The organism is Candidatus Cardinium hertigii, from assembly GCF_003176915.1.
Classification (GTDB): Bacteria; Bacteroidota; Bacteroidia; order Cytophagales; family Amoebophilaceae; genus Cardinium; species Cardinium hertigii_A.
Map to the genome: position 1 here is coordinate 706,622 of NZ_CP029619.1, position 22,681 is coordinate 729,302.

Here is a 22,681-nt window from a genome sequence, read left to right on the forward strand (position 1 = left end):
ATAACCTAAATCAAGATAAATAATTAATTTAAGTTAACGTTTAAAGTGCATTCTAGGCAAAATCTGTAAAGTCTATTGAAATATATTTTATCACATAATCAGTATAAATTCCTGTTATATATCTAAGAATCTTTCTTCCAAAACGATTATACCCATACAATGGTCAGTTAAAATAGAATCTAAATTACCATTTGAATCTGAGAAAAAAGTAAACCTATTGCGCAATAAATACTTCAGGGACAACTAAGTAAGGGTTAAGATTTACATATGTTTCTTATGTTTCCTATTGTTGCTGTTCCATTATAGCGTATAACAGCACTATCTGTGTGCTATCTAAATAATGATTGTGTATTATCTAGCAAAGTTATATAAACAATTTTAATACATAAATGTAAAGTATTTGGTTTTATAGCTTTGTATGCTTATACTTAGCCATGGTTGTATACAGCTGCTATATGTTATAACAGGTTGTAGTTGTATCGTTACGAACAATCCATTAATCTCTCATCATAATGACACTATGCAATAATCTGCCCCTTGTAAGCGTAGCTGATTTTCTGCTATTGACCTTAGTAGTAGGACTCTATTACAGTAGAAAAGTAAATACTTTACGAGAAGAATATGCAGTAGGAAATAAGCACTTTGCTACGGAGAAACGGGGGGAAACATTACTAGCAACTGCTTGAAACGGTAGTGGGCTAGCTTAGTGTTATTAATTTATGGATCATTAACCCACTCGCATTTCGGATGGGTCCATTTATGGAGAATCTTTCTGTATTAGAAACTATAAGGGTATATGACCTACTTACGTTTAAACCATAAGACAGTATGACCAGCCATCTAAAGCATGATGCTTTAATCAAAAAGATCTTAACGGATCAACTAGCTGCACAGGAATTCCTAGAACACTATTTACCAGCTGACTTTAAAGCGCTTGTTGATTTAAGTCAGATCACCATAGAAAAAGAATCTTTTGTTGAAGATGACCTTAAAAGAAAACTAACCGATCTCCTCTATTCCGTTAAAACTAAAAATCAAGAAAAAGCTTTTGTCTATGTATTAATTGAGGCACAAGTTACCTCAGATCATTGGATGGCATTGCGCTTATGGAAGTACATGCTTTTGTTATGTGAACGCAATAGGAAAAATAAAGATAAGTTGCCCTTAATATGTCCCATTGTAATTTACCACGGCTCTAAACCATACCATGCACCCAGGAATATATGGCAATTGTTTAGCAACCCTGAACAAGCCCAAAAATTAATGGGGGAAGAGTATCAACTGATTGATTTACAAAGCATGTCAGATGATGCTATCTTACAAAAGAAACATTTGGCTATGTTTGAATACCTGCTCAAACACATCCATAAACGCGATATTCTCAAATTATGGGAAAACCTATTTACACACTGCCAACACGCCCTCTTAGTAGATAAAGAAAAAGGTTATATTTGTATAAAGGCTTTGGTATGGTATAGCGACGCTAAGTTACCGGAAGAAAAACAGGCGGAATTAGAACGGGTCATCTCGAGCCATTTATCTAAAGAAGAAACAGCTACGATTATGAGAACCATTGCACAAAAATACATTGAGGAAGGTAGACAGCAGGGGGTAATGCAAGGCATGGAGAAAGGCATGGAGAAAGGCATGGAAAAAGGTAAAATGGAAAGGAACCTTGAAATAGCTAAAGCCATGCTAGCGAATGGTGTTGAGGTCTCTTTTATTGCCCAAATTACTGGACTTGATACGGCTTGTATTGCTTCCCTTCAATTATTAGACCGTAACTTGTCTACGGTCTAAAGAGATGCTACCTTGCATACTGCATTACAATGAGATCCTATTAATTTGCTATATTGAACCACCCTATTGGTCCTATACAATCCGATGGTAAATGATCGGTTAATTACTTGCAAGGTATCTTAGGAGATAGTGGCAGATCGATAGTATAATTTTTTCTATCTTTCTATGCTTATTTGGTTTAATTTTTGATGTTATAGGGCACTGCCTGATTGCAGGGCTACTTTAGCCAACAAAACCTATACATGATTCCTATCATGGCTAGAGGCTTTTGTGGTACCGACTGCTAGAACCAACCCTTCTTTGTATGCTTGCATTTAGGTTGAATCGCTGTGCTATCTGCTAAATTTAACTGCCCTTTTGGTTGGATTTCCACAGAAATAGCATGAAATAACCTAAATCAAGATAAATAATTAATTTAAGTTAACGTTTAAAGTGCATTCTAGGCAAAATCTATAAAGTCTATTGAAATATATTTTATCACATAATCAGTATAAATTCCTGTTATATATCTAAGAATCTTTCTTCCAAAACGATTATACCCATACAATGGTCAGTTAAAATAGAATCTAAATTACCATTTGAATCTGAGAAAAAAGTAAACCTATTGCGCAATAAATACTTCAGGGACAACTAAGTAAGGGTTAAGATTTATATATGTTTCTTATTGTTGCTGTTCCATTATAGCGTATAACAGCACTATCTGTGTGCTATCTAAATAATGATTGTGTATTATCTAGCAAAGTTATATAAACAATTTTAATACATAAATGTAAAGTATTTGGTTTTATAGCTTTGTATGCTTATACTTAGCCATGGTTGTATACAGCTGCTATATGTTATAACAGGTTGTAGTTGTATCGTTACGAACAATCCATTAATCTCTCATCATAATGACACTATGCAATAATCTGCCCCTTGTAAGCGTAGCTGATTTTCTGCTATTGACCTTAGTAGTAGGACTCTATTACAGTAGAAAAGTAAATACTTTACGAGAAGAATATGCAGTAGGAAATAAGCACTTTGCTACGGAGAAACGGGGGGAAACATTACTAGCAACTGCTTGAAACGGTAGTGGGCTAGCTTAGTGTTATTAATTTATGGATCATTAACCCACTCGCATTTCGGATGGGTCCATTTATGGAGAATCTTTCTGTATTAGAAACTATAAGGGTATATGACCTACTTACGTTTAAACCATAAGACAGTATGACCAGCCATCTAAAGCATGATGCTTTAATCAAAAAGATCTTAACGGATCAACTAGCTGCACAGGAATTCCTAGAACACTATTTACCAGCTGACTTTAAAGCGCTTGTTGATTTAAGTCAGATCACCATAGAAAAAGAATCTTTTGTTGAAGATGACCTTAAAAGAAAACTAACCGATCTCCTCTATTCCGTTAAAACTAAAAATCAAGAAAAAGCTTTTGTCTATGTATTAATTGAGGCACAAGTTACCTCAGATCATTGGATGGCATTGCGCTTATGGAAGTACATGCTTTTGTTATGTGAACGCAATAGGAAAAATAAAGATAAGTTGCCCTTAATATGTCCCATTGTAATTTACCACGGCTCTAAACCATACCATGCACCCAGGAATGTATGGCAATTGTTTAGCAACCCTGAACAAGCCCAAAAATTAATGGGGGAAGAGTATCAACTGATTGATTTACAGAGCATGTCAGATGATGCCATCTTACAAAAGAAACATTTGGCTATGTTTGAATACCTGCTCAAACACATCCATAAACGCGATATTCTCAAATTATGGGAAAACCTATTTACACACTGCCAACACGCCCTCTTAGTAGATAAAGAAAAAGGTTATATTTGTATAAAGGCTTTGGTATGGTATAGCGATGCTAAGTTACCGGAAGAAAAACAGGCGGAATTAGAACGGGTCATCTCGAGCCATTTATCTAAAGAAGAAACAGCTACGATTATGAGAACCATTGCACAAAAATACATTGAGGAAGGTAGACAGCAGGGGGTAATGCAAGGCATGGAGAAAGGCATGGAGAAAGGCATGGAAAAAGGCATGGAGAAAGGCATGGAGAAAGGCATGGAAAAAGGTAAAATGGAAAGGAACCTTGAAATAGCTAAAGCCATGCTAGCGAATGGTGTTGAGGTCTCTTTTATTGCCCAAATTACTGGACTTGATACGGCTTGTATTGCTTCCCTTCAATTATTAGACCGTAACTTGTCTACGGTCTAAAGAGATGCTACCTTGCATACTGCATTACAATGAGATCCTATTAATTTGCTATATTGAACCACCCTATTGGCCCTATACAATCCGATGGTAAATGATCGGTTAATTACTTGCAAGGTATCTTAGGAGATAGTGGTAGATCGATAGTATAATTTTTTCTATCTTTCTATGCTTATTTGGTTTAATTTTTGATGTTATAGGGTTAGAGATTTTATTATTTATTAATTTTTAGAATTTTTAATCCATTTTGGATAAACCATCTCCCTAAGTACCTCTTACTATACTATTTGGAGACCTGTATAAATTGTAGACTAGCGCTTCCATAAGATTAGGTTGAATCGCTGTGCTATCTGCTAAATTTAACTGCCCTTTTGGTTGGATTTCCACAGAAATAGCATGAAATAACCTAAATCAAGATAAATAATTAATTTAAGTTAACGTTTAAAGTGCATTCTAGGCAAAATCTGTAAAGTCTATTGAAATATATTTTATCACATAATCAGTATAAATTCCTGTTATATATCTAAGAATCTTTCTTCCAAAACGATTATACCCATACAATGGTCAGTTAAAATAGAATCTAAATTACCATTTGAATCTGAGAAAAAAGTAAACCTATTGCGCAATAAATACTTCAGGGACAACTAAGTAAGGGTTAAGATTTACATATGTTTCTTATGTTTCCTATTGTTGCTGTTCCATTATAGCGTATAACAGCACTATCTGTGTGCTATCTAAATAATGATTGTGTATTATCTAGCAAAGTTATATAAACAATTTTAATACATAAATGTAAAGTATTTGGTTTTATAGCTTTGTATGCTTATACTTAGCCATGGTTGTATACAGCTGCTATATGTTATAACAGGTTGTAGTTGTATCGTTACGAACAATCCATTAATCTCTCATCATAATGACACTATGCAATAATCTGCCCCTTGTAAGCGTAGCTGATTTTCTGCTATTGACCTTAGTAGTAGGACTCTATTACAGTAGAAAAGTAAATACTTTACGAGAAGAATATGCAGTAGGAAATAAGCACTTTGCTACGGAGAAACGGGGGGAAACATTACTAGCAACTGCTTGGAACGGTAGTGGGCTAGCTTAGTGTTATTAATTTATGGATCATTAACCCACTCGCATTTCGGATGGGTCCATTTATGGAGAATCTTTCTGTATTAGAAACTATAAGGGTATATGACCTACTTACGTTTAAACCATAAGACAGTATGACCAGCCATCTAAAGCATGATGCTTTAATCAAAAAGATCTTAACGGATCAACTAGCTGCACAGGAATTCCTAGAACACTATTTACCAGCTGACTTTAAAGCGCTTGTTGATTTAAGTCAGATCACCATAGAAAAAGAATCTTTTGTTGAAGATGACCTTAAAAGAAAACTAACCGATCTCCTCTATTCCGTTAAAACTAAAAATCAAGAAAAAGCTTTTGTCTATGTATTAATTGAGGCACAAGTTACCTCAGATCATTGGATGGCATTGCGCTTATGGAAGTACATGCTTTTGTTATGTGAACGCAATAGGAAAAATAAAGATAAGTTGCCCTTAATATGTCCCATTGTAATTTACCACGGCTCTAAACCATACCATGCACCCAGGAATATATGGCAATTGTTTAGCAACCCTGAACAAGCCCAAAAATTAATGGGGGAAGAGTATCAACTGATTGATTTACAAAGCATGTCAGATGATGCCATCTTACAAAAGAAACATTTGGCTATGTTTGAATACCTGCTCAAACACATCCATAAACGCGATATTCTCAAATTATGGGAAAACCTATTTACACACTGCCAACACGCCCTCTTAGTAGATAAAGAAAAAGGTTATATTTGTATAAAGGCTTTGGTATGGTATAGCGACGCTAAGTTACCGGAAGAAAAACAGGCGGAATTAGAACGGGTCATCTCGAGCCATTTATCTAAAGAAGAAACAGCTACGATTATGAGAACCATTGCACAAAAATACATTGAGGAAGGCAGACAGCAGGGGGTAATGCAAGGCATGGAGAAAGGCATGGAGAAAGGCATGGAGAAAGGCATGGAGAAAGGCATGGAAAAAGGCATGGAAAAAGGCATGGAGAAAGGCATGGAAAAAGGTAAAATGGAAAGGAACCTTGAAATAGCTAAAGCCATGCTAGCGAATGGTGTTGAGGTCTCTTTTATTGCCCAAATTACTGGACTTGATACGGCTTGTATTGCTTCCCTTCAATTATTAGACCGTAACTTGTCTACGGTCTAAAGAGATGCTACCTTGCATACTGCATTACAATGAGATCCTATTAATTTGCTATATTGAACCACCCTATTGGCCCTATACAATCCGATGGTAAATGATCGGTTAATTACTTGCAAGGTATCTTAGGAGATAGTGGTAGATCGATAGTATAATTTTTTCTATCTTTCTATGCTTATTTGGTTTAATTTTTGATGTTATAGGGTTAGAGATTTTATTATTTATTAATTTTTAGAATTTTTAATCCATTTTGGATAGACCATCTCCCTAAGTACCTCTTACTATACTATTTGGAGACCTGTATAAATTGTAGACTAGCGCTTCCATAAGATGTTGCGTATGGGTTGTAGCAAGGCCTACTAGAGGCTTTTGTGGTACCGACTGCTAGAACCAACCCTTCTTTGTATGCTTGCATTTAGGTTGAATCGCTGTGCTATCTGCTAAATTTAACTGCCCTTTTGGTTGGATTTCCACAGAAATAGCATGAAATAACCTAAATCAAGATAAATAATTAATTTAAGTTAACGTTTAAAGTGCATTCTAGGCAAAATCTATAAAGTCTATTGAAATATATTTTATCACATAATCAGTATAAATTCCTGTTATATATCTAAGAATCTTTCTTCCAAAACGATTATACCCATACAATGGTCAGTTAAAATAGAATCTAAATTACCATTTGAATCTGAGAAAAAAGTAAACCTATTGCGCAATAAATACTTCAGGGACAACTAAGTAAGGGTTAAGATTTATATATGTTTCTTATTGTTGCTGTTCCATTATAGCGTATAACAGCACTATCTGTGTGCTATCTAAATAATGATTGTGTATTATCTAGCAAAGTTATATAAACAATTTTAATACATAAATGTAAAGTATTTGGTTTTATAGCTTTGTATGCTTATACTTAGCCATGGTTGTATACAGCTGCTATATGTTATAACAGGTTGTAGTTGTATCGTTACGAACAATCCATTAATCTCTCATCATAATGACACTATGCAATAATCTGCCCCTTGTAAGCGTAGCTGATTTTCTGCTATTGACCTTAGTAGTAGGACTCTATTACAGTAGAAAAGTAAATACTTTACGAGAAGAATATGCAGTAGGAAATAAGCACTTTGCTACGGAGAAACGGGGGGAAACATTACTAGCAACTGCTTGAAACGGTAGTGGGCTAGCTTAGTGTTATTAATTTATGGATCATTAACCCACTCGCATTTCGGATGGGTCCATTTATGGAGAATCTTTCTGTATTAGAAACTATAAGGGTATATGACCTACTTACGTTTAAACCATAAGACAGTATGACCAGCCATCTAAAGCATGATGCTTTAATCAAAAAGATCTTAACGGATCAACTAGCTGCACAGGAATTCCTAGAACACTATTTACCAGCTGACTTTAAAGCGCTTGTTGATTTAAGTCAGATCACCATAGAAAAAGAATCTTTTGTTGAAGATGACCTTAAAAGAAAACTAACCGATCTCCTCTATTCCGTTAAAACTAAAAATCAAGAAAAAGCTTTTGTCTATGTATTAATTGAGGCACAAGTTACCTCAGATCATTGGATGGCATTGCGCTTATGGAAGTACATGCTTTTGTTATGTGAACGCAATAGGAAAAATAAAGATAAGTTGCCCTTAATATGTCCCATTGTAATTTACCACGGCTCTAAACCATACCATGCACCCAGGAATGTATGGCAATTGTTTAGCAACCCTGAACAAGCCCAAAAATTAATGGGGGAAGAGTATCAACTGATTGATTTACAGAGCATGTCAGATGATGCCATCTTACAAAAGAAACATTTGGCTATGTTTGAATACCTGCTCAAACACATCCATAAACGCGATATTCTCAAATTATGGGAAAACCTATTTACACACTGCCAACACGCCCTCTTAGTAGATAAAGAAAAAGGTTATATTTGTATAAAGGCTTTGGTATGGTATAGCGACGCTAAGTTACCGGAAGAAAAACAGGCGGAATTAGAACGGGTCATCTCGAGCCATTTATCTAAAGAAGAAACAGCTACGATTATGAGAACCATTGCACAAAAATACATTGAGGAAGGCAGACAGCAGGGTATAGAAAAAGGCATGGAAAAAGGTAAAATGGAAAGGAACCTTGAAATAGCTAAAGCCATGCTAGCGAATGGTGTTGAGGTCTCTTTTATTGCCCAAATTACTGGACTTGATACAGCTTGTATTGCTTCACTTCAATTATTAGACCGTAACTTGTAACTACGGTCTAAAAAGATGCTACCTTGCATACTGCATTACAATGAGATCCTATTAATTTGCTATATTGAACCACCCTATTGGCCCTATACAATCCGATGGTAAATGATTGGTTAACTACTTGCAAAGTATCTTAGGAGATAAACGCAACGTCATTCTATATTCTATCGGACATAATCTACAACTTATCATAAAAAAATATTCCTAATGCATCACGAGACCGTTGTGGTAGATCGATAGTATAATTGTTTCTATGGTTTCTATCTTTCTATACTTATTTGGTTTAATTTTTGATATTATAGGGCTAGGTGTTTTTTGGATACCTGTATAAGTTGTAGGCTAGTGCTTCCATAAGATGTTGCGTATGGGTTGTAGTAAGGCCTATATAACAGGTTCCTGAACCACGGAACCAACTTTTAATACTTCCAAACACGCATCCATCCTACCTTATAACCTGTCTTGGCTACCAATTTATTAAACCGTTTAGCTGTAAGGAGATAGGGGATTATTTCTAGAAGCTTTCTTCTGAATAGCTGATTTTAATTTTTTTTCTTCAGTAAAGTTTCATTAGGTAATCCACTATAGGCCTTATTTGCATATACCCTGCTGCCTGATTGAAGTGCTACTTTATCCAACAAAACCGGTAAATGACTAGATGCTTTTGTAGTACTGACTGATAGAACTAAACCTTCTTTACTTTCAACAAAGAGGTGTCGCTTATAGCCATAGTAAAGATTGATTATGGCCTTTTTTTGTCCAACTCGCTTCTGGATCTGCTCTCCTTTGATAACTTTCTACCACATTTATAGTGCTATCTTCATTCAGGTCATAGCTTTTTTTACCTTTAGGACATCTAGGGATAGGCGTGATAGAGGGATCAATAGCTGCTGATCCGTTTTGAACCAATACATCATGATTAGATAACTGATCATTAATGATTTTTAATAACTTTTCTAGCGAATTATTCTCTGTAAGGGTAGTCCTGAATCTGCTTAATACACTATGATCCGGAACAGAAATATCCATTGAAATACCACAAAATCTACTAAAAGTGATCCGATCATTTACTTCTTCTTCTACTTGATAATCAATCAGTCTATACCAAGATTTTTAGTCAAAATCTTTAAAGTCTATTGCAACGGCCTCATTCTATTTAAATCGCATGCTTCAAGAAATCCTATTTATTTTATTGAAAAAGAGATAAAAATTAATTATAATTTAAAAGTGGTGTATTTATTCAACAATAACAAAACTTTTAGTTATGCAGATTAATAAAGGCAACGATAGATCATTTTACCTTAAGCTTCTATATGCTTTCCTAAAAATAGGCTGTATAGCAATGGCCATGACAAATTGTACGAAGCAGCTATTAGCTATGGAAGGAGGAAGTCAAACTAGCAATCAGGAATGTGCAATAACGCAAAAGTATGAAGAAAAAAAAACACATTATGATTGTGGATGTAACCTTCCATTTCCTGTGTTATATATTAATAATAATATAATACTTCTTCCATGTTCTAAATTTTCTGAAATATTACCATTAATGACGAAAGAAGAAAAAGAGATTTTATATTCTGCTTTAGAAGATTTCACAACAGGGAACTTAAATATAACACGCAAGAGGTTTACATTTAACGCACCTGATTACGAGAAAGTAAAGGAAGCGGTAAAAATATGCTCAAGGATACCTTCAATGAAAAAAGAAGACAATGTCCAGACATTTATAGAACAAATACGTTCAATGATGGCAGGAGAAAACGGTAAAAAGTTTGAAAAATGTGTTGAAATTATTAAGGCTATGGCGAACAAGGAAAAGACTTGTAACCCACGCGAATATAATTTTGATTGGCAAGGGAAAAAAAATCGAAAAAAATTTCCCCGTTTTTTAGGAAAAGTAGGTAGAAAAGTATCCGATTGTGAGAAAGAAAAACCAAAAGTACAGAGTATGCTGAACATATGTTTAATGATACGTTCAATAATAGAAGGAAAGATCAGTGAAGAAGAAGTGACGAAAAAAATATGTTTAATGAAAGGAGATGTAGCTACAATAGTAGAAATGTTTTCAATAGAAGACAAAATCGATAAATTGTTAAAAAAAACGGTTCGATCCATTGTTGGTCATGCTATTGAGGACCAGGAAATGACTTATGGGGAATTCGCGTGGGGTTTTGATACGAAAAGAATACAATTTTTGATACAAGCTCGCCGTAGCATAATACAAAAAGAGGGGTTCTCTTTTGGTTCTGCAGGCTTAGCGTATAGTCAAAAAAGTGAGCCACCATGTGATTGTAAGCGTATTCTTGATAATGATACGAAGAAAAAAAAATTACATCAAGTTATGTCGTGCATATGGCGAAGAGAAAGCATATTCAGTAGAATGTTGATGAATCTATTTATGGATGATAACCAAAACAAAATAGATAATAATGATAGCAAGTATAGATGTAAAAAATACATGCACAAGGTCCCTAAGCCTATTTTTATTACTTTAGCTAAAGCTCTTAAAAATCAGTCAGTTGAAGAAGTAACAGAGAAATATGAAAAACTCTTGATAGATAGTATGAATCAGGGTGTCCAAATGGAAGATATTGAAGAGGAAGATATTAAAAAGGCTTTAGGAGTAGCAGAGCCTAATACTAGCAGAGATGATGTAAATGCGTTATCCACAAGAATAGAGGAAACAGGCCAAAAAAAATCTAATGGGCTTCCTAAGCCTATTAATAAGGCTAAAAAGCAGATTGCCACTAAATCAAAACCATTGGCCATCAATAGATGGGAGGAAGAAAACAGTGAAAAAGCAATAGATCCTCCTGCTATAGACCAGTTACAACTAAGTAATAGCGGGGTGGAATTTGAAAGAGAAGCAATACCAATAAACTTAAGCTCACTTCATACAAAGTATAAGCTCCATGCTAGGGTAAAAAAATGGTCTCTTCCGGTTAATACGATTTGGGATCATTTTCAGCAGGCACCAAAAAATTCTTACGATTGGCAATTTAAAGCAGTAAATAAGAATCCAACTAATTTAATTAAAGAAATTGTCAAGCATGATTTAACGCCTATTTACTATTTGTTAGAACGCGAAGATGCGGATAAATATTTTTATACTCGTAGAGATAATAATATTAGAACAGCGGCTGTTTTAGTTAAAAATCAGAACATGGAAAAATATGGGATGGTGGATATAGCTATAGGAAATAATAATGTTATTTACCATCAATCAATACGTTTCCTGAAAAAAGCGGAAGAAACATTTTCTGCAATAAGTAAAAATGATGAAGGGAATGAGGTAGACCAAGCAGATGATAATGCTGCCTATCAAATTGTACCAGGGAGATGTATACAGAAAGATCCTATTACGAAAGCATACATTGTTCATATTACAAATAAGGACAATCAAGAGCTTACTAAAGAGATCCATGTTCTTCGTTCCAGAATACCTAAATCGGAGTAATAGGTCATGTTATTGCCTTTGTTCTTTAAGATGGTGCATGCTTTATATGGAAGATTTCCATTGATTATAAACAAGGTATTTATTGCAAAAAAAGAATAAAGTAATAAGACAGTATGACCAGCCATCTAAAGCATGATGCTTTAATCAAAAAGATCTTAACGGATCAACTAGCTGCACAGGAATTCCTAGAACACTATTTACCAGCTGACTTTAAAGCGCTTGTTGATTTAAGTCAGATCACCATAGAAAAAGAATCTTTTGTTGAAGATGACCTTAAAAGAAAACTAACCGATCTCCTCTATTCCGTTAAAACTAAAAATCAAGAAAAAGCTTTTGTCTATGTATTAATTGAGGCACAAGTTACCTCAGATCATTGGATGGCATTGCGCTTATGGAAATACATGCTTTTGTTATGCGAACGCAATAGGAAAAATAAAGATAAGTTGCCCTTAATATGTCCCATTGTAATTTACCACGGCTCTAAACCATACCATGCACCCAGGAATATATGGCAATTGTTTAGCAACCCTGAACAAGCCCAAAAATTAATGGGGGAAGAGTATCAACTGATTGATTTACAAAGCATGTCAGATGATGCCATTTTACAAAAGAAACATTTGGCTATGTTTGAATACCTGCTCAAACACATCCATAAACGCGATATACTCAAATTATGGGAAAACCTATTTACACACTGCCAACACGCTCTATTAGTAGATAAAGAAAAAGGTTATATTTGTATAAAGGCTTTGGTATGGTATAGCGATGCTAAGTTACCGGAAGAAAAACAGGCGGCATTAGAACGGGTCATCTCGAGCCATTTATCTAAAGAAGAAACAGCTACGATTATGAGAACCATTGCACAAAAATACATTGAAGAAGGCAGACAGCAGGGGATAATGCAGGGTATAGAAAAAGGCATGGAAAAAGGTAAAATGGAAAGGAACCTTGAAATAGCTAAAGCCATGCTAGCGAATGGTGTTGAGGTCTCTTTTATTGCCCAAATTACTGGACTTGATACAGCTTTTATTGCTTCACTTTAATTATTAGACCGTAACTTGTAACTACGGTCTAAAAAGATGCTACCTGCAGGCCTACTAGAGGCTTTTGTGGTACCGACTGCTAGAACCAACCCTTCTTTGTATGCTTGTATTTACGTTGACTATCTGTACTATCTACTAAACTTAACTGGCCACTTGGTTGGATTTCCATAGAAATATCATGAAAAAACCTAAAAATAATAACCTAAATCAATATAAATAATTAATTTAACTTAACGTTTGAAGTGCATTCTAGGCAAAATCTGTAAAGTCTATTGAAACGGCTTCATCTTACCAACCCAGCTATTCCATTTCATCTGAAGAAGATGTAAGAAACTTTGCCAAGCAATTGTTCTATTCATTTTAGATTGGCCTTTAACCCGATTTGTAAACGTAATGGGCCATTCCACTATGTTAGCTTGCTTCTGATGGGCTAAGAATTTCATTTCTACCTGAAAGCTGTACCCCACAGAAACAATAGGCACTAATAAAATAGCTGCTAAAAGCTCGCGCCTATAACAGACAAATCCAGCTGTAGTATCTTTAACAGCTATCCCTGTAATGACTCTGGCTATCCAGTTTGCCACATAAGATAAACAAATTCTAGAATGGGGCCAGTTTACAATTCGGCCACCTGCAATATAGCGTGAGCCGATAACCATATCTATTGGCTCATGCGCACATAAATTTAAAAGTTTACACAAATCAGCTGGCGCATGGGACCAATCCGCATCCATACTGCAGATATAGGCATAACCCGCAGCTAATGCAAAAGAAAACCCAGCTAAATAGGCTTGTCCCAATCCTTCTTTTTTGGAACGATTTAAAAGGTGCAAAGCATTTGCATGATACTGTTGTAACTTTACCACTACCTCGGCTGTTCCATCAGGAGAATTATCGTCTACTACTAAAACATGTATGCCGCTATTTAGATCAAAAATAGCGGTAAGTAGCTCTTCTATATTTTCCCTTTCATTATAAGTGGGCAAGACTACTATTGCATGAAAATAAACCGGCACCTATATAGTATTTATGTCATTTTCAAATGATCTATTATGTAAATAGGTATACAGCTGCTGGGCCTTTGTTGGACCCATTACGGAAACCAACGCTTCTAAGGAAGCTGATTGAACCACAGCGGGTGTATGGAATTGCTTCCATAATTTAGTTAATGTCTTAGGGCCAATACCTGGAATAGCTTCCCATTCATCATATGTCAATGCTTGTGTACGTTTCTTTCTGTGAAAAGCAAGAGCAAAACGATGGGCTTCATTTCTCAACTGCTGCAACAGCTTCAGTGAAAGCGCTTGCTTAGGTAAACAGATGGGTAAAGCATCATTAGGGAAATAAAGTAGCTCTAATCGTTTGGCTATGCTGATAACAGCTATTTGCCCATACACGCCTATTTGCTGCAAAGCAGCCACTGTAGCATTGAGCTGCGCTTTTCCCCCATCTATTACAATAAGCTGAGGAAATGCTGCTTGCGTAGCCACTAAATAACTATAACGCCTCGTTATCACCTCATGCATAGATGCACAATCATCAGCCCCTACTACTGTTTTAATGTTATAATGGCGGTAATCCTTTTTAGATGGTTTCCCATTCTTAAAACAAACCATAGCAGCTACTGGATGTTGTCCATATATATTGGAATTATCAAAACATTCTATACAATAAGGTAATTCTTTTAGCTTCAAATCATGTTGCAATTGCAAAAGCATAACAGGAGGGTTGTCTTGATGATGGGTTTTTTTATATAAAAAATCTTTTTTACACAATAATGCATTTTGCAATGCCAACGCTACCAGCTTTCGTTTATCGCCTATTTTAGGCATGGTTATAACAAAAGAACTTAGCACAGCTTTGCAAGGAATATTGACCAATACTTCAGCTGCATTACTGTTGGTGCAAGAACGCAATTCATATACTATTAAAGTTATCAAATCCTCTACTTTTTCTTCTAGCTTTCTAGTAAACACACGCTGCTGTGCAAAAGAAACAGCACCCATCTGAATATGCAAATAGGCAACAAAAAGATAATCTTGATCCGCTACAATGGCAACTACGTCTAAATCCCCTACTAAAGGATTGGCTACTAAAGATTTTGCTTGATATTGCGCTAGTAGAGATAACTTTTCTTTACAATGTTGTGCCGTTTTATAATCCAGTAATTGGACAGCTGCTCCCATTTTTTCTTTAAAAACTTTCTTTATAGGTGCAAAATTATTTTTAAGCAAGGCCTCTATTTGGCTTATTTCTTTTTGATAGCTTAGCTCATCTTGAAAAGCTTGACAAGGTCCCTTACAGAGTCCCAAATGATAATCCAAACAAACTTTAAATTTTTTCTGGATTATGTTTTTTTCTGAAAGATTATAACTACAGGTACGAAAAGTAAAAAGTTTTCTTATAACCTCTAACGTTCGCTTAATAGATTGCGTGCTTGTAAAAGGTCCATAATATTTCCCTAAGGAGGGCAAGACCTTACGGGTAAGTATCAACTTGGGAAAACGCTCATACGTAATACATAAATAAGGATAGGTTTTACCATCTTTTAACAAAATATTGTACTTAGGCTGTAGCTTTTTAATTAAATTATTCTCCAAAAGTAACGCATCATACTCAGAATCTACCACCGTATAAGCAATAGAAGCAACCTGCTTAACCATACATTGCGTTTTTAGGCTATGCAGCTTATTGGCAAGAAAGTAATCACTTACCCTCTTTCGAATATCCTTTGCTTTCCCTACATAAAGCAATGCCTCCTTATGGCTATAAAAAGTATAGATCCCTGGCAGAGCAGGAAGACGATCTATAGTATTGGGCGTACAACGTGCTATTTCCATACCACGAAACTACAAAAAGAAGACAAATTTCTAGGTTCTCTTAGATCTAAGCTATAAGTTAGGTATAGCATACACTAAGAAAAAAACTACCTGAAAACCAATTAAAATACTACCCAAATAAAAACATCGGCAAGACAGCCGACAAGCGCTTTAAAGTATAACAACGGTTAATTTGTATGCATTGTCTTTGCAGCCCGCTATTTTGTATCTTTCTTTCAAAGTAACTTAACCCTCTGCGCCAACCCATAAAATTGATATCCTACTAAATTCCTGGCTACATGTATGAGGTCTAATAAAGCATTATAGTTAATGTTAAAAGACTTGTTATATGTTACCTATGTATATATTATTGGTATAATCCAAATAAACACCATGTTAAAATTTAACTGTTTTCTTATTAGTAAGTTGTGCTAGTGAAAAGACAATACCAACCATTGTATCTCGTAGCCAGCAGTATTATATTCCTTCTTTTTCGGAGGAAGCTATTGAACAACTGCTTCGTAAGCAGTACACTGCATTAGCCACACATAGGTATAGTGAAATAGCCTTTTTAGCAGAAGGGAATCCAAGTAAAGCCTTTCAATTAGCTGAGCAAACAGCACATTTCTCCAATTTTAGTAATTGGATACGCAGTTACTACAGCGGTAATTTTACAAAACTTAGCAATCTGAATTTTTTCATAAACTACCCATAAAGGAGCAAAAAGATTTTTTAATGTATGCATTACAGCTACTAAGAATCACTTTATTGGTGAGTAACCCCACTTTATCTTATACAACTTTAGTTTATGAGGCCACATTTAGTAAAAATGTTGGTATGCATGTAACGATTGTCCAGCTACGTTTGGTTATCAATTTATTAAACCAAGCTTATGCGCACTTAGAGCGATACACAACTGTTCAAAGCTGTTTAGATAAGTTTCCGCTAGAAAAGCTAAAACTCCTACTTTATCCTTTTATTATATGCTTCCTTTAGCAAAAAAGAATAAGTCACATGGCTGATCCTTTGCTTTTTTGTATTGATTTTGTATTGATTATTGGATAATTAAAATATTAAACTAGTTTAATATGCGTTGCAAGGGTAGAATTAACATGGAGATAAGATAAAAACAGTTTAAACAATAAAGGTAGCGAAGTAGCTATAAATCAACAGTAAAATAAAAAATATAAACCGTTATGCAAAAAAATGCTAATAAAATAGTAGTAAGATTATTACTATTAACCAGTTCAGTGGTTTCCTGCCAAATGAATAGGCAAAATATGGATAAACAAACTGAGGATTTACCTCCAATATTCTACCGAGACATATTTGAAAAAATAGCTGAATACACAGATGAAGCTACTGATCGTGCGCTATGGAATACTTCTAAGTGCATGAGGAGCGTTATGAGAGACAAGTTAACGAAGCTTTATACAGAAAAATTTAATAAGCTCAGGAGCCTCAGTACGCAAGATATTACATTGCTTATTGGTAATGACCCAATAAAAAGGACCATTGTGTGTAAAGTATTAGCAGATAATCAGACAATAAAAAATATTTTCTTACATTGGCTTAAAATTAAAACTGTACAAGCATTTGTACAAGCAATGGCTAAAGCATTAAAAGCAAATAGAACAATTACAAGAATTTCCCTAACGTGCAATAATATTAAAGATGAAGGAGCAATAGCAATAGCTGAAGCAGTAAAAGTTAATCAGACAATTACAGAAATTAATCTAACAGGCAATAATATTACAGATAAAGGAGCAATAGCAATAGCTGAAGCAGTAAAAGTTAATCAGACAATTCAAAGCATTTACCTAACGTGCAATAATATTAAAGATGAAGGAGCAATAGCAATAGCTGAAGCAGTAAAAGTTAATCAGACAATTACAGAAATTGTCCTAACAAGCAATAATATTACAGATGAAGGAGCAATAGCAATAGCTGAAGCAATAAAAGTTAATCAGACAATTCAAAGAATTTACCTAACAAACAATAATATTAAAGATGAAGGAGCAATAGCAATAGCTGAAGCAGTAAAAGTTAATCAGACAATTCAAAGCATTAACCTAAAAGAAAATAATATTACAGAGAAGGGTGAATCAGCAATAGCTGAAGTCAATCAGACAATTGAAAGAATTAACCCAAGATGATTTATCAATTGGTAAACTAGAAGATGGAAGGTACATCGATACTTATCAAGGTAAGCATCCGGTCATTATGTTAAGTTTTAAGGATGTTAATGCAGATAGCTTTCAAGGGGTTTACAATAAAATAAGTAAACACATAATGTTCCTATTTAGCTTATTTGAATATTTATTAAAGCGTTCAAAGCTCAATACGGTACGGTTAAGAACTTTTCAAACTATTATTGATCAGGCTGCTGACTAGGAGGACTTAAAGAATTCACTACAGCTATGTATTACCCCAAGCGTAATGGTTTGTTCTTCAGTAGTTGTGTAACTGTTAGTGTTTGAATGCGCTCTACTCCATCAAGCATATATAATTTTTCTACTACTTCACTTTGATAACTGGCCATATCTTTGGTTTGTACCATCAAGATAAAATCAAAATTGCCTATTACTTGATAGCACATTAGAACAGAGGCTATTTTATCAATAGCGGCCTGAAACAGTTTAACAACTGTACCCGTCATTTTTTGAAAGGTTATACCCACTATAAGGGCTATATCAAAACCTACTTGGGTATAATCTATTTGTGCATAATAGTTGGTAATAACTTTATACTGTTCTAGCTTTTTCACACGCTCCAATGTAGCAGCAGGAGATAGATTGATTTGCTGTGCAAGTGCAGCGTTCGTTATTTTTGCGTTAACTTGTAAGATCGTTAAAATGCTTTTATCAATTTTATCTAATTCCATATACAATATAAAATACTTACTTGTAATTCTGATTATCGGCTATATGCCTATGATATCTTCTTGGGAAGATTGTTATAGCTAGTAGGCCTACTAGCATGACACCAAAATGTAGGCCAAGGTAAATGGATGGCAACCCATCCTGTAGCATAGGTAATAAGAATACGTAATTTAGAATTCAATCGTAGTCAGGAGACCTTCATAGCAAGGGTATACCTATTTTCCTATTGAGCCAGTAACCTATCTATAGCATGTTTTATAAATTCTGTTAGCAAGGAACCTTCTAGGAGACCTTGCGATAGCAACGCCAATTGATAGGCAGCAGTTGCCAGCTCTTTTCGTTTAGCAGAATCTGTTGTATGGAGTATCTTTTTAGCCAACGGATGATTCCCATTAATGGCCAATTGCATGCTGTGCAAAGCCTCTTTTCTGGTCTCTTCCTTTTTCGAAAACTGCTCCATGCGTTTCATAAGCTCAGAAGTAACAAAAGTTACAGGCAATTCCTCCGGTAACATAGCTAAAACAGACCAAGTAGTCTGCTCCTTACCAATGGAATCTTCATAAATAGACTGTAAATCTTTTCTTTCTGATTCTTCTAATAGGTATGCTACCGTTTCTTCTTTTTCAATAAGCTCATGAATAGAAGCGGTATCCACCCGCTTAAATTTGATTTTATCAAACCTATACTCACCGAAATTAATGAAATTGGTATCAATTTCACTATTGAGTAACAATACGTCATACCCTTTCTGCGCTACTGATTGCAGGTAAACCGCTTGCTTCTGGGGATTTGTTGTATACAGAAAAATCACATCGTTGTGCTTATCAGTCTGATCACAAGACACTTTTTCTTTATACTCTGCTATAGTATAATAGGTCCCTGCTACATTCTGTAACAAGACTATCTCCCTAACTGCTTTATCAAATTTCTCATCTGTTAACATACCATACTTGACAAATAGAGAAATATCTTTCCATTTGGCCTCGTACGCTTTACGATCCTGTTGGCAAAGTGCTCCTAATTTTTCAGCTACTTTCTTAGCAATATAGCTGCTAATTTTTTTTACATTCCTATCTGCTTGCAAAGCACTCCTAGATACATTTAACGGTATATCAGGCGAATCAATAACACCATGTAACAGATGTAAAAAACCTGGGATTACTTCTTTTACATCACTTGTAATAAAAACTTGTCTGGCATACAGTTGAATGGTTTCCTTTTGCTCAAAATAGCTAGCAGCTTTAGGAAAATAAAGTATACCAGTAAGCGTGAAAGGATAGTCCATATTAAGGTGAATCCAAAACAGTGGATCCGCTGCAAAAGGATACAGCGTCTTATAAAAGGAAAGGTAATCCTCTTCTTTTAGCTCAGATGGATTTTTAATCCATAAAGGAGGGGTGGGATTTATGCTATTGCCATCTAGTAAAATAGGTATCGGTAAGAAACGGCAATGTTTCTCCAGAATGGCTTGTATGCGCTCTTTTTTTAAAAACTCTTCGGCCTCTTGCGAAAGATGTAAAATTACTTCTGTTCCTATGGTGGCTTTTTCACAAGATGAAAGCTCAAAATCAGTAGTTCCATCACAAATCCAATGCGCAGCTTCTGCTGCTTGTTGATAGGACTTTGTAATAATTTCTACCCGCTTAGCAACCATAAACGCTGAATAAAATCCTAACCCAAAACAACCAATCAATGCATGCTGCTCCATTTGTTCCTTATACTTCTCTACAAATGCAGTAACACCAGAAAAAGCTATCTGATTGATGTACTGTTTAACCTCATCCGCTGTCATGCCAATGCCATTATCTTTAATGATAATTTTCTTTGCTTCTGCTTCAACTATTACCTCTACCGATAAATGATCTATAGGACCTTCATAGAATCCCATAGAAGCTAACTTTTTCAATTTTTGTACAGCATCAATTCCATTAGCTACTAACTCTCTCAAAAAAATATCTTGATCTGAATAAAGAAATTTCTTGATAATAGGGAAAATATGCTCTGTATGTACCGATATGGTTCCTTTTTCATTCATTGCTTATTACAGTTTAAATTCAATAATCATAAATAATAGCTACAACTATGGCAAACTTGTTTAAATTCTTCTTTTCTAACACCGTATGCAGGCTTGTTTGGCTTTGTATTTTTGTAAAGACTTCCTTCAATACAAAGCAGGCAACATAGCATCCTTACAAAATTAACCGGTTGGTTTCCCTAACACAAGCATTAATTCATTCCATTCTCTTTGGCTGAGTCCACTTTCTTCTTTACTGATTTTCTTTCCCTCTGTTAACTTACGTACTACTGCTAGGCCTTTCTTAGATAGGCATATAGATTCTAATTGATATTCAACAAAAGATTTATAAGTTAATGGGACCCATTTTTGTACTAGTTCAAGCATTTTTTCAGCATAAACTCTTATTTCATATTGTGCATGCCTATCCGCTCTTAATTTTAAAAAATGCAAAAGATTATGTAAATCTATTTTCCAGTACAACTGTGTATAATAATTAATGGTTAGGTTGGTGCGTGCAGTTTCCCTTGCAAGCTCTTGTTCAATAAATTTTTTATAATGCGCATATACCAATTGAGCGTCATTCTTTAAAGTATTGGCTATCTCTTTTGCAGTTACCTTATCAAAAACCGTACCACTTCCCTGGTTGTTGCTACTAGATTGTTTGGCAATATGTTCAGGTTGAGGTATATAAAATTCATTATCCAGTATCGAATACCTAGCTGAATATTCATTTACATTTGCCGTTCTATGTCTTATCCACTGCCTTGCAACAAAAATGGGAAGTTTCACATGAAACTTAATTTCACACATCTCAAAGGGAGTGGTATGTGCATGACGCATTAAATAATTGATAAGCGCTTCATCTTGACTGATTTGTTTGGTTCCTTTACCGTATGAGACGCGAGCCGCTTGTACTATACTGCTATCTGAACCCATATAATCCACTACTCTAATAAATCCGTGATCCAATACCTTATATTCCTCATATAGCAGATCGTCTATTTCCTTTACTGTAGTACGTCTTGTACTATACCGCTCATCAGTCATAAAAATTACGTGAAAATTTCAGGTTTAAGGCCATCCCTATTAAATTTTTCGTACACCATTGCCTATGCTCCATACAAATGAAACCTATTATTTATTTCAAAACATTTATTTTACTCCATCCAGCAAACAGGAGCCCTTTTCAAGACACATGCTTCCTCTTTCTGCTGTACCCTACTACCCTATCCAGACTCATCTTTTATAATACACCTTTTTTAAGGTGTATTGGAAAAGAAAAAGTAACAAGTGGAATAGTAGCAGCGGATGAATAAGCAGATGCTGTTGCTAGGACAGCAGGCGCAACAGTTGCGGCAGTAGATGGCTCTATTTTTATATCATCCTGAAAATTAACTGTTCTTCCATGTGCCCCTACATAAGCATCCAGTATATTCAATATATACCAAACGGCTGTAATTAAAATAAATAAATTACGCGCACGCTTACACTCGGCTATACGCCTTTCCGTAAAACCTTTACTAGGAAGGCTGCTGCTTGCAGTAGATGATTTTGATATTCCATTTCCATCTTGCTTATCTATTTCAAGCTTATTTCTTTCATGCTTATGCATCTCATTATGTTCTGCACGTATTTTTATACCACCCAATAAAAAACCCAAATAAAAAAAAGGAATTTTCCAGTAATGCTTATTATAAATTTGACCTAGTCCAGGTACTACCATAGAAGAAAGCCAGGAACGTTGTACCGTTGCATGGGTAGACATGGCTTCATGCAACAGCTGCGCTTTATTTTTCTTAGGTGGTATGAAATTATGGGTCCTCAATAGGTAAGGCCATGCAACAGCCTGGTGTAACTGATTGCTCCTATTTACAAACGTAGACCTACTGAGTGAAAGGGGCTGTGCAAAAGCTACCCTAACGCTCACTAGAGTTAAAAACCAAATGTAACGCAACTT

Annotated in this window: 18 protein-coding genes and 1 pseudogene; 12 read left to right on the forward strand and 7 right to left on the reverse strand. The window is 35.1% G+C overall.

What is annotated here, in order from left to right; genetic code table 11:
• Positions 1 to 512: 512 nt before the first annotated feature.
• The 8 genes from DK880_RS05205 to DK880_RS02885 all read left to right on the forward strand — a co-directional run bounded on the left by DK880_RS05205 (position 513) and on the right by DK880_RS02885 (position 8,512).
• Entirely contained in the window at positions 513 to 686 is a 174-nt protein-coding gene (locus DK880_RS05205; protein ID WP_162534140.1) for a hypothetical protein, read from the forward strand.
• Positions 687 to 828: 142 nt separating this feature from the next.
• On the forward strand, positions 829 to 1,800 hold the full coding sequence (locus DK880_RS02865) for an Rpn family recombination-promoting nuclease/putative transposase (protein WP_109997312.1): 972 nt from the start codon (positions 829 to 831) through the stop codon (positions 1,798 to 1,800).
• An 890-nt stretch (positions 1,801 to 2,690) separates the two neighbouring features.
• Positions 2,691 to 2,864, forward strand: coding sequence for a hypothetical protein (locus tag DK880_RS05210; RefSeq protein ID WP_162534140.1), 174 nt, complete (start codon positions 2,691 to 2,693; stop codon positions 2,862 to 2,864).
• A 142-nt stretch (positions 2,865 to 3,006) separates the two neighbouring features.
• Positions 3,007 to 4,014: an Rpn family recombination-promoting nuclease/putative transposase gene (locus tag DK880_RS02870; protein ID WP_109997313.1), complete on the forward strand. Its 1,008-nt coding sequence runs from the start codon at positions 3,007 to 3,009 to the stop codon at positions 4,012 to 4,014.
• Positions 4,015 to 4,924: 910 nt separating this feature from the next.
• Positions 4,925 to 5,119, forward strand: a complete 195-nt coding sequence (locus DK880_RS02875) for a hypothetical protein (protein WP_109997314.1) — start codon at positions 4,925 to 4,927, stop codon at positions 5,117 to 5,119.
• Between the two features lie 121 nt (positions 5,120 to 5,240).
• Positions 5,241 to 6,272: an Rpn family recombination-promoting nuclease/putative transposase gene (locus DK880_RS02880; protein ID WP_109997315.1), complete on the forward strand. Its 1,032-nt coding sequence runs from the start codon at positions 5,241 to 5,243 to the stop codon at positions 6,270 to 6,272.
• A gap of 985 nt (positions 6,273 to 7,257) precedes the next feature.
• Positions 7,258 to 7,431 (forward strand): hypothetical protein, encoded by a 174-nt coding sequence (locus DK880_RS05215; RefSeq protein WP_162534140.1) that lies wholly within the window; start codon positions 7,258 to 7,260, stop codon positions 7,429 to 7,431.
• Positions 7,432 to 7,573: 142 nt separating this feature from the next.
• Positions 7,574 to 8,512, forward strand: coding sequence for an Rpn family recombination-promoting nuclease/putative transposase (locus DK880_RS02885; protein WP_109997316.1), 939 nt, complete (start codon positions 7,574 to 7,576; stop codon positions 8,510 to 8,512).
• 301 nt (positions 8,513 to 8,813) lie between these two features.
• Here the strand turns inward: DK880_RS02885 and DK880_RS02890 are convergent.
• A pseudogene (locus DK880_RS02890) lies at positions 8,814 to 9,619 on the reverse strand (IS5 family transposase); the annotation flags it as partial.
• A 265-nt stretch (positions 9,620 to 9,884) separates the two neighbouring features.
• Between DK880_RS02890 and DK880_RS02895 the strand changes: the two are divergent.
• On the forward strand, positions 9,885 to 11,963 hold the full coding sequence (locus DK880_RS02895; protein ID WP_162534141.1) for a hypothetical protein: 2,079 nt from the start codon (positions 9,885 to 9,887) through the stop codon (positions 11,961 to 11,963).
• 113 nt (positions 11,964 to 12,076) lie between these two features.
• Positions 12,077 to 13,006 carry an Rpn family recombination-promoting nuclease/putative transposase gene (locus tag DK880_RS02900; RefSeq protein ID WP_109997318.1) on the forward strand — a complete coding sequence of 310 codons (930 nt, stop codon included), beginning with the start codon at positions 12,077 to 12,079 and terminating at the stop codon, positions 13,004 to 13,006.
• 269 nt (positions 13,007 to 13,275) lie between these two features.
• On the opposite strand, the gene DK880_RS02905 is transcribed toward DK880_RS02900, so the two are convergent.
• Together DK880_RS02905 and uvrC are read right to left on the reverse strand one after the other, a co-directional pair.
• Positions 13,276 to 14,022, reverse strand: coding sequence for a polyprenol monophosphomannose synthase (locus DK880_RS02905; RefSeq protein ID WP_109997319.1), 747 nt, complete (start codon positions 14,020 to 14,022; stop codon positions 13,276 to 13,278).
• On the reverse strand, positions 14,023 to 15,846 hold the full coding sequence (gene uvrC, locus DK880_RS02910; protein ID WP_109997320.1) for an excinuclease ABC subunit UvrC: 1,824 nt from the start codon (positions 15,844 to 15,846) through the stop codon (positions 14,023 to 14,025). It lies immediately after the preceding gene.
• A gap of 1,175 nt (positions 15,847 to 17,021) precedes the next feature.
• Between uvrC and DK880_RS02920 the strand changes: the two genes are divergently transcribed.
• The gene (locus DK880_RS02920; RefSeq protein ID WP_109997322.1) at positions 17,022 to 17,981 is read left to right on the forward strand and encodes a leucine-rich repeat domain-containing protein; all 960 of its coding nucleotides are present in this window, start codon (positions 17,022 to 17,024) and stop codon (positions 17,979 to 17,981) included.
• Positions 17,959 to 18,219, forward strand: coding sequence for a hypothetical protein (locus DK880_RS05455; RefSeq protein ID WP_109997323.1), 261 nt, complete (start codon positions 17,959 to 17,961; stop codon positions 18,217 to 18,219). The genes DK880_RS02920 and DK880_RS05455 overlap by 23 nt, the downstream gene beginning before the upstream one ends.
• Positions 18,220 to 18,250: 31 nt before the next feature.
• Here DK880_RS05455 and DK880_RS02930 read toward each other — a convergent pair whose 3' ends face one another.
• The 4 genes from DK880_RS02930 to DK880_RS02945 all read right to left on the reverse strand — a co-directional run bounded on the left by DK880_RS02930 (position 18,251) and on the right by DK880_RS02945 (position 22,678).
• Positions 18,251 to 18,709, reverse strand: a complete 459-nt coding sequence (locus tag DK880_RS02930) for an Lrp/AsnC family transcriptional regulator (RefSeq protein ID WP_109997324.1) — start codon at positions 18,707 to 18,709, stop codon at positions 18,251 to 18,253.
• Positions 18,710 to 18,930: 221 nt separating this feature from the next.
• Positions 18,931 to 20,742, reverse strand: a complete 1,812-nt coding sequence (htpG, locus tag DK880_RS02935) for a molecular chaperone HtpG (RefSeq protein WP_109997325.1) — start codon at positions 20,740 to 20,742, stop codon at positions 18,931 to 18,933.
• A gap of 162 nt (positions 20,743 to 20,904) precedes the next feature.
• The gene (thyX, locus tag DK880_RS02940; RefSeq protein WP_109997326.1) at positions 20,905 to 21,771 is read right to left on the reverse strand and encodes an FAD-dependent thymidylate synthase; all 867 of its coding nucleotides are present in this window, start codon (positions 21,769 to 21,771) and stop codon (positions 20,905 to 20,907) included.
• A gap of 196 nt (positions 21,772 to 21,967) precedes the next feature.
• A complete protein-coding gene (locus tag DK880_RS02945; protein WP_162534143.1) occupies positions 21,968 to 22,678 on the reverse strand; it encodes a DUF5683 domain-containing protein in 711 nt (236 codons plus the stop codon).
• Between the last annotated feature and the right edge of the window lie 3 nt (positions 22,679 to 22,681).

Excerpts from the sequence above, each read along its gene's own strand:
- htpG (WP_109997325.1), bottom strand. The coding sequence starts at position 20,742 with ATGAATGAAAAAGGAACCATATCGGTACATACAGAGCATATTTTCCCT.
- DK880_RS05215 (WP_162534140.1), top strand. The coding sequence starts at position 7,258 with ATGACACTATGCAATAATCTGCCCCTTGTAAGCGTAGCTGATTTTCTG.
- DK880_RS02930 (WP_109997324.1), bottom strand. The coding sequence starts at position 18,709 with ATGGAATTAGATAAAATTGATAAAAGCATTTTAACGATCTTACAAGTT.
- DK880_RS05205 (WP_162534140.1), top strand. The coding sequence starts at position 513 with ATGACACTATGCAATAATCTGCCCCTTGTAAGCGTAGCTGATTTTCTG.
- DK880_RS02870 (WP_109997313.1), top strand. The coding sequence starts at position 3,007 with ATGACCAGCCATCTAAAGCATGATGCTTTAATCAAAAAGATCTTAACG.
- uvrC (WP_109997320.1), bottom strand. The coding sequence starts at position 15,846 with ATGGAAATAGCACGTTGTACGCCCAATACTATAGATCGTCTTCCTGCT.
- DK880_RS02885 (WP_109997316.1), top strand. The coding sequence starts at position 7,574 with ATGACCAGCCATCTAAAGCATGATGCTTTAATCAAAAAGATCTTAACG.
- DK880_RS02865 (WP_109997312.1), top strand. The coding sequence starts at position 829 with ATGACCAGCCATCTAAAGCATGATGCTTTAATCAAAAAGATCTTAACG.
- DK880_RS02880 (WP_109997315.1), top strand. The coding sequence starts at position 5,241 with ATGACCAGCCATCTAAAGCATGATGCTTTAATCAAAAAGATCTTAACG.
- DK880_RS05210 (WP_162534140.1), top strand. The coding sequence starts at position 2,691 with ATGACACTATGCAATAATCTGCCCCTTGTAAGCGTAGCTGATTTTCTG.
- DK880_RS02875 (WP_109997314.1), top strand. The coding sequence starts at position 4,925 with ATGACACTATGCAATAATCTGCCCCTTGTAAGCGTAGCTGATTTTCTG.
- thyX (WP_109997326.1), bottom strand. The coding sequence starts at position 21,771 with ATGACTGATGAGCGGTATAGTACAAGACGTACTACAGTAAAGGAAATA.
- DK880_RS02900 (WP_109997318.1), top strand. The coding sequence starts at position 12,077 with ATGACCAGCCATCTAAAGCATGATGCTTTAATCAAAAAGATCTTAACG.
- DK880_RS02920 (WP_109997322.1), top strand. The coding sequence starts at position 17,022 with ATGCAAAAAAATGCTAATAAAATAGTAGTAAGATTATTACTATTAACC.
- DK880_RS02895 (WP_162534141.1), top strand. The coding sequence starts at position 9,885 with ATGGAAGGAGGAAGTCAAACTAGCAATCAGGAATGTGCAATAACGCAA.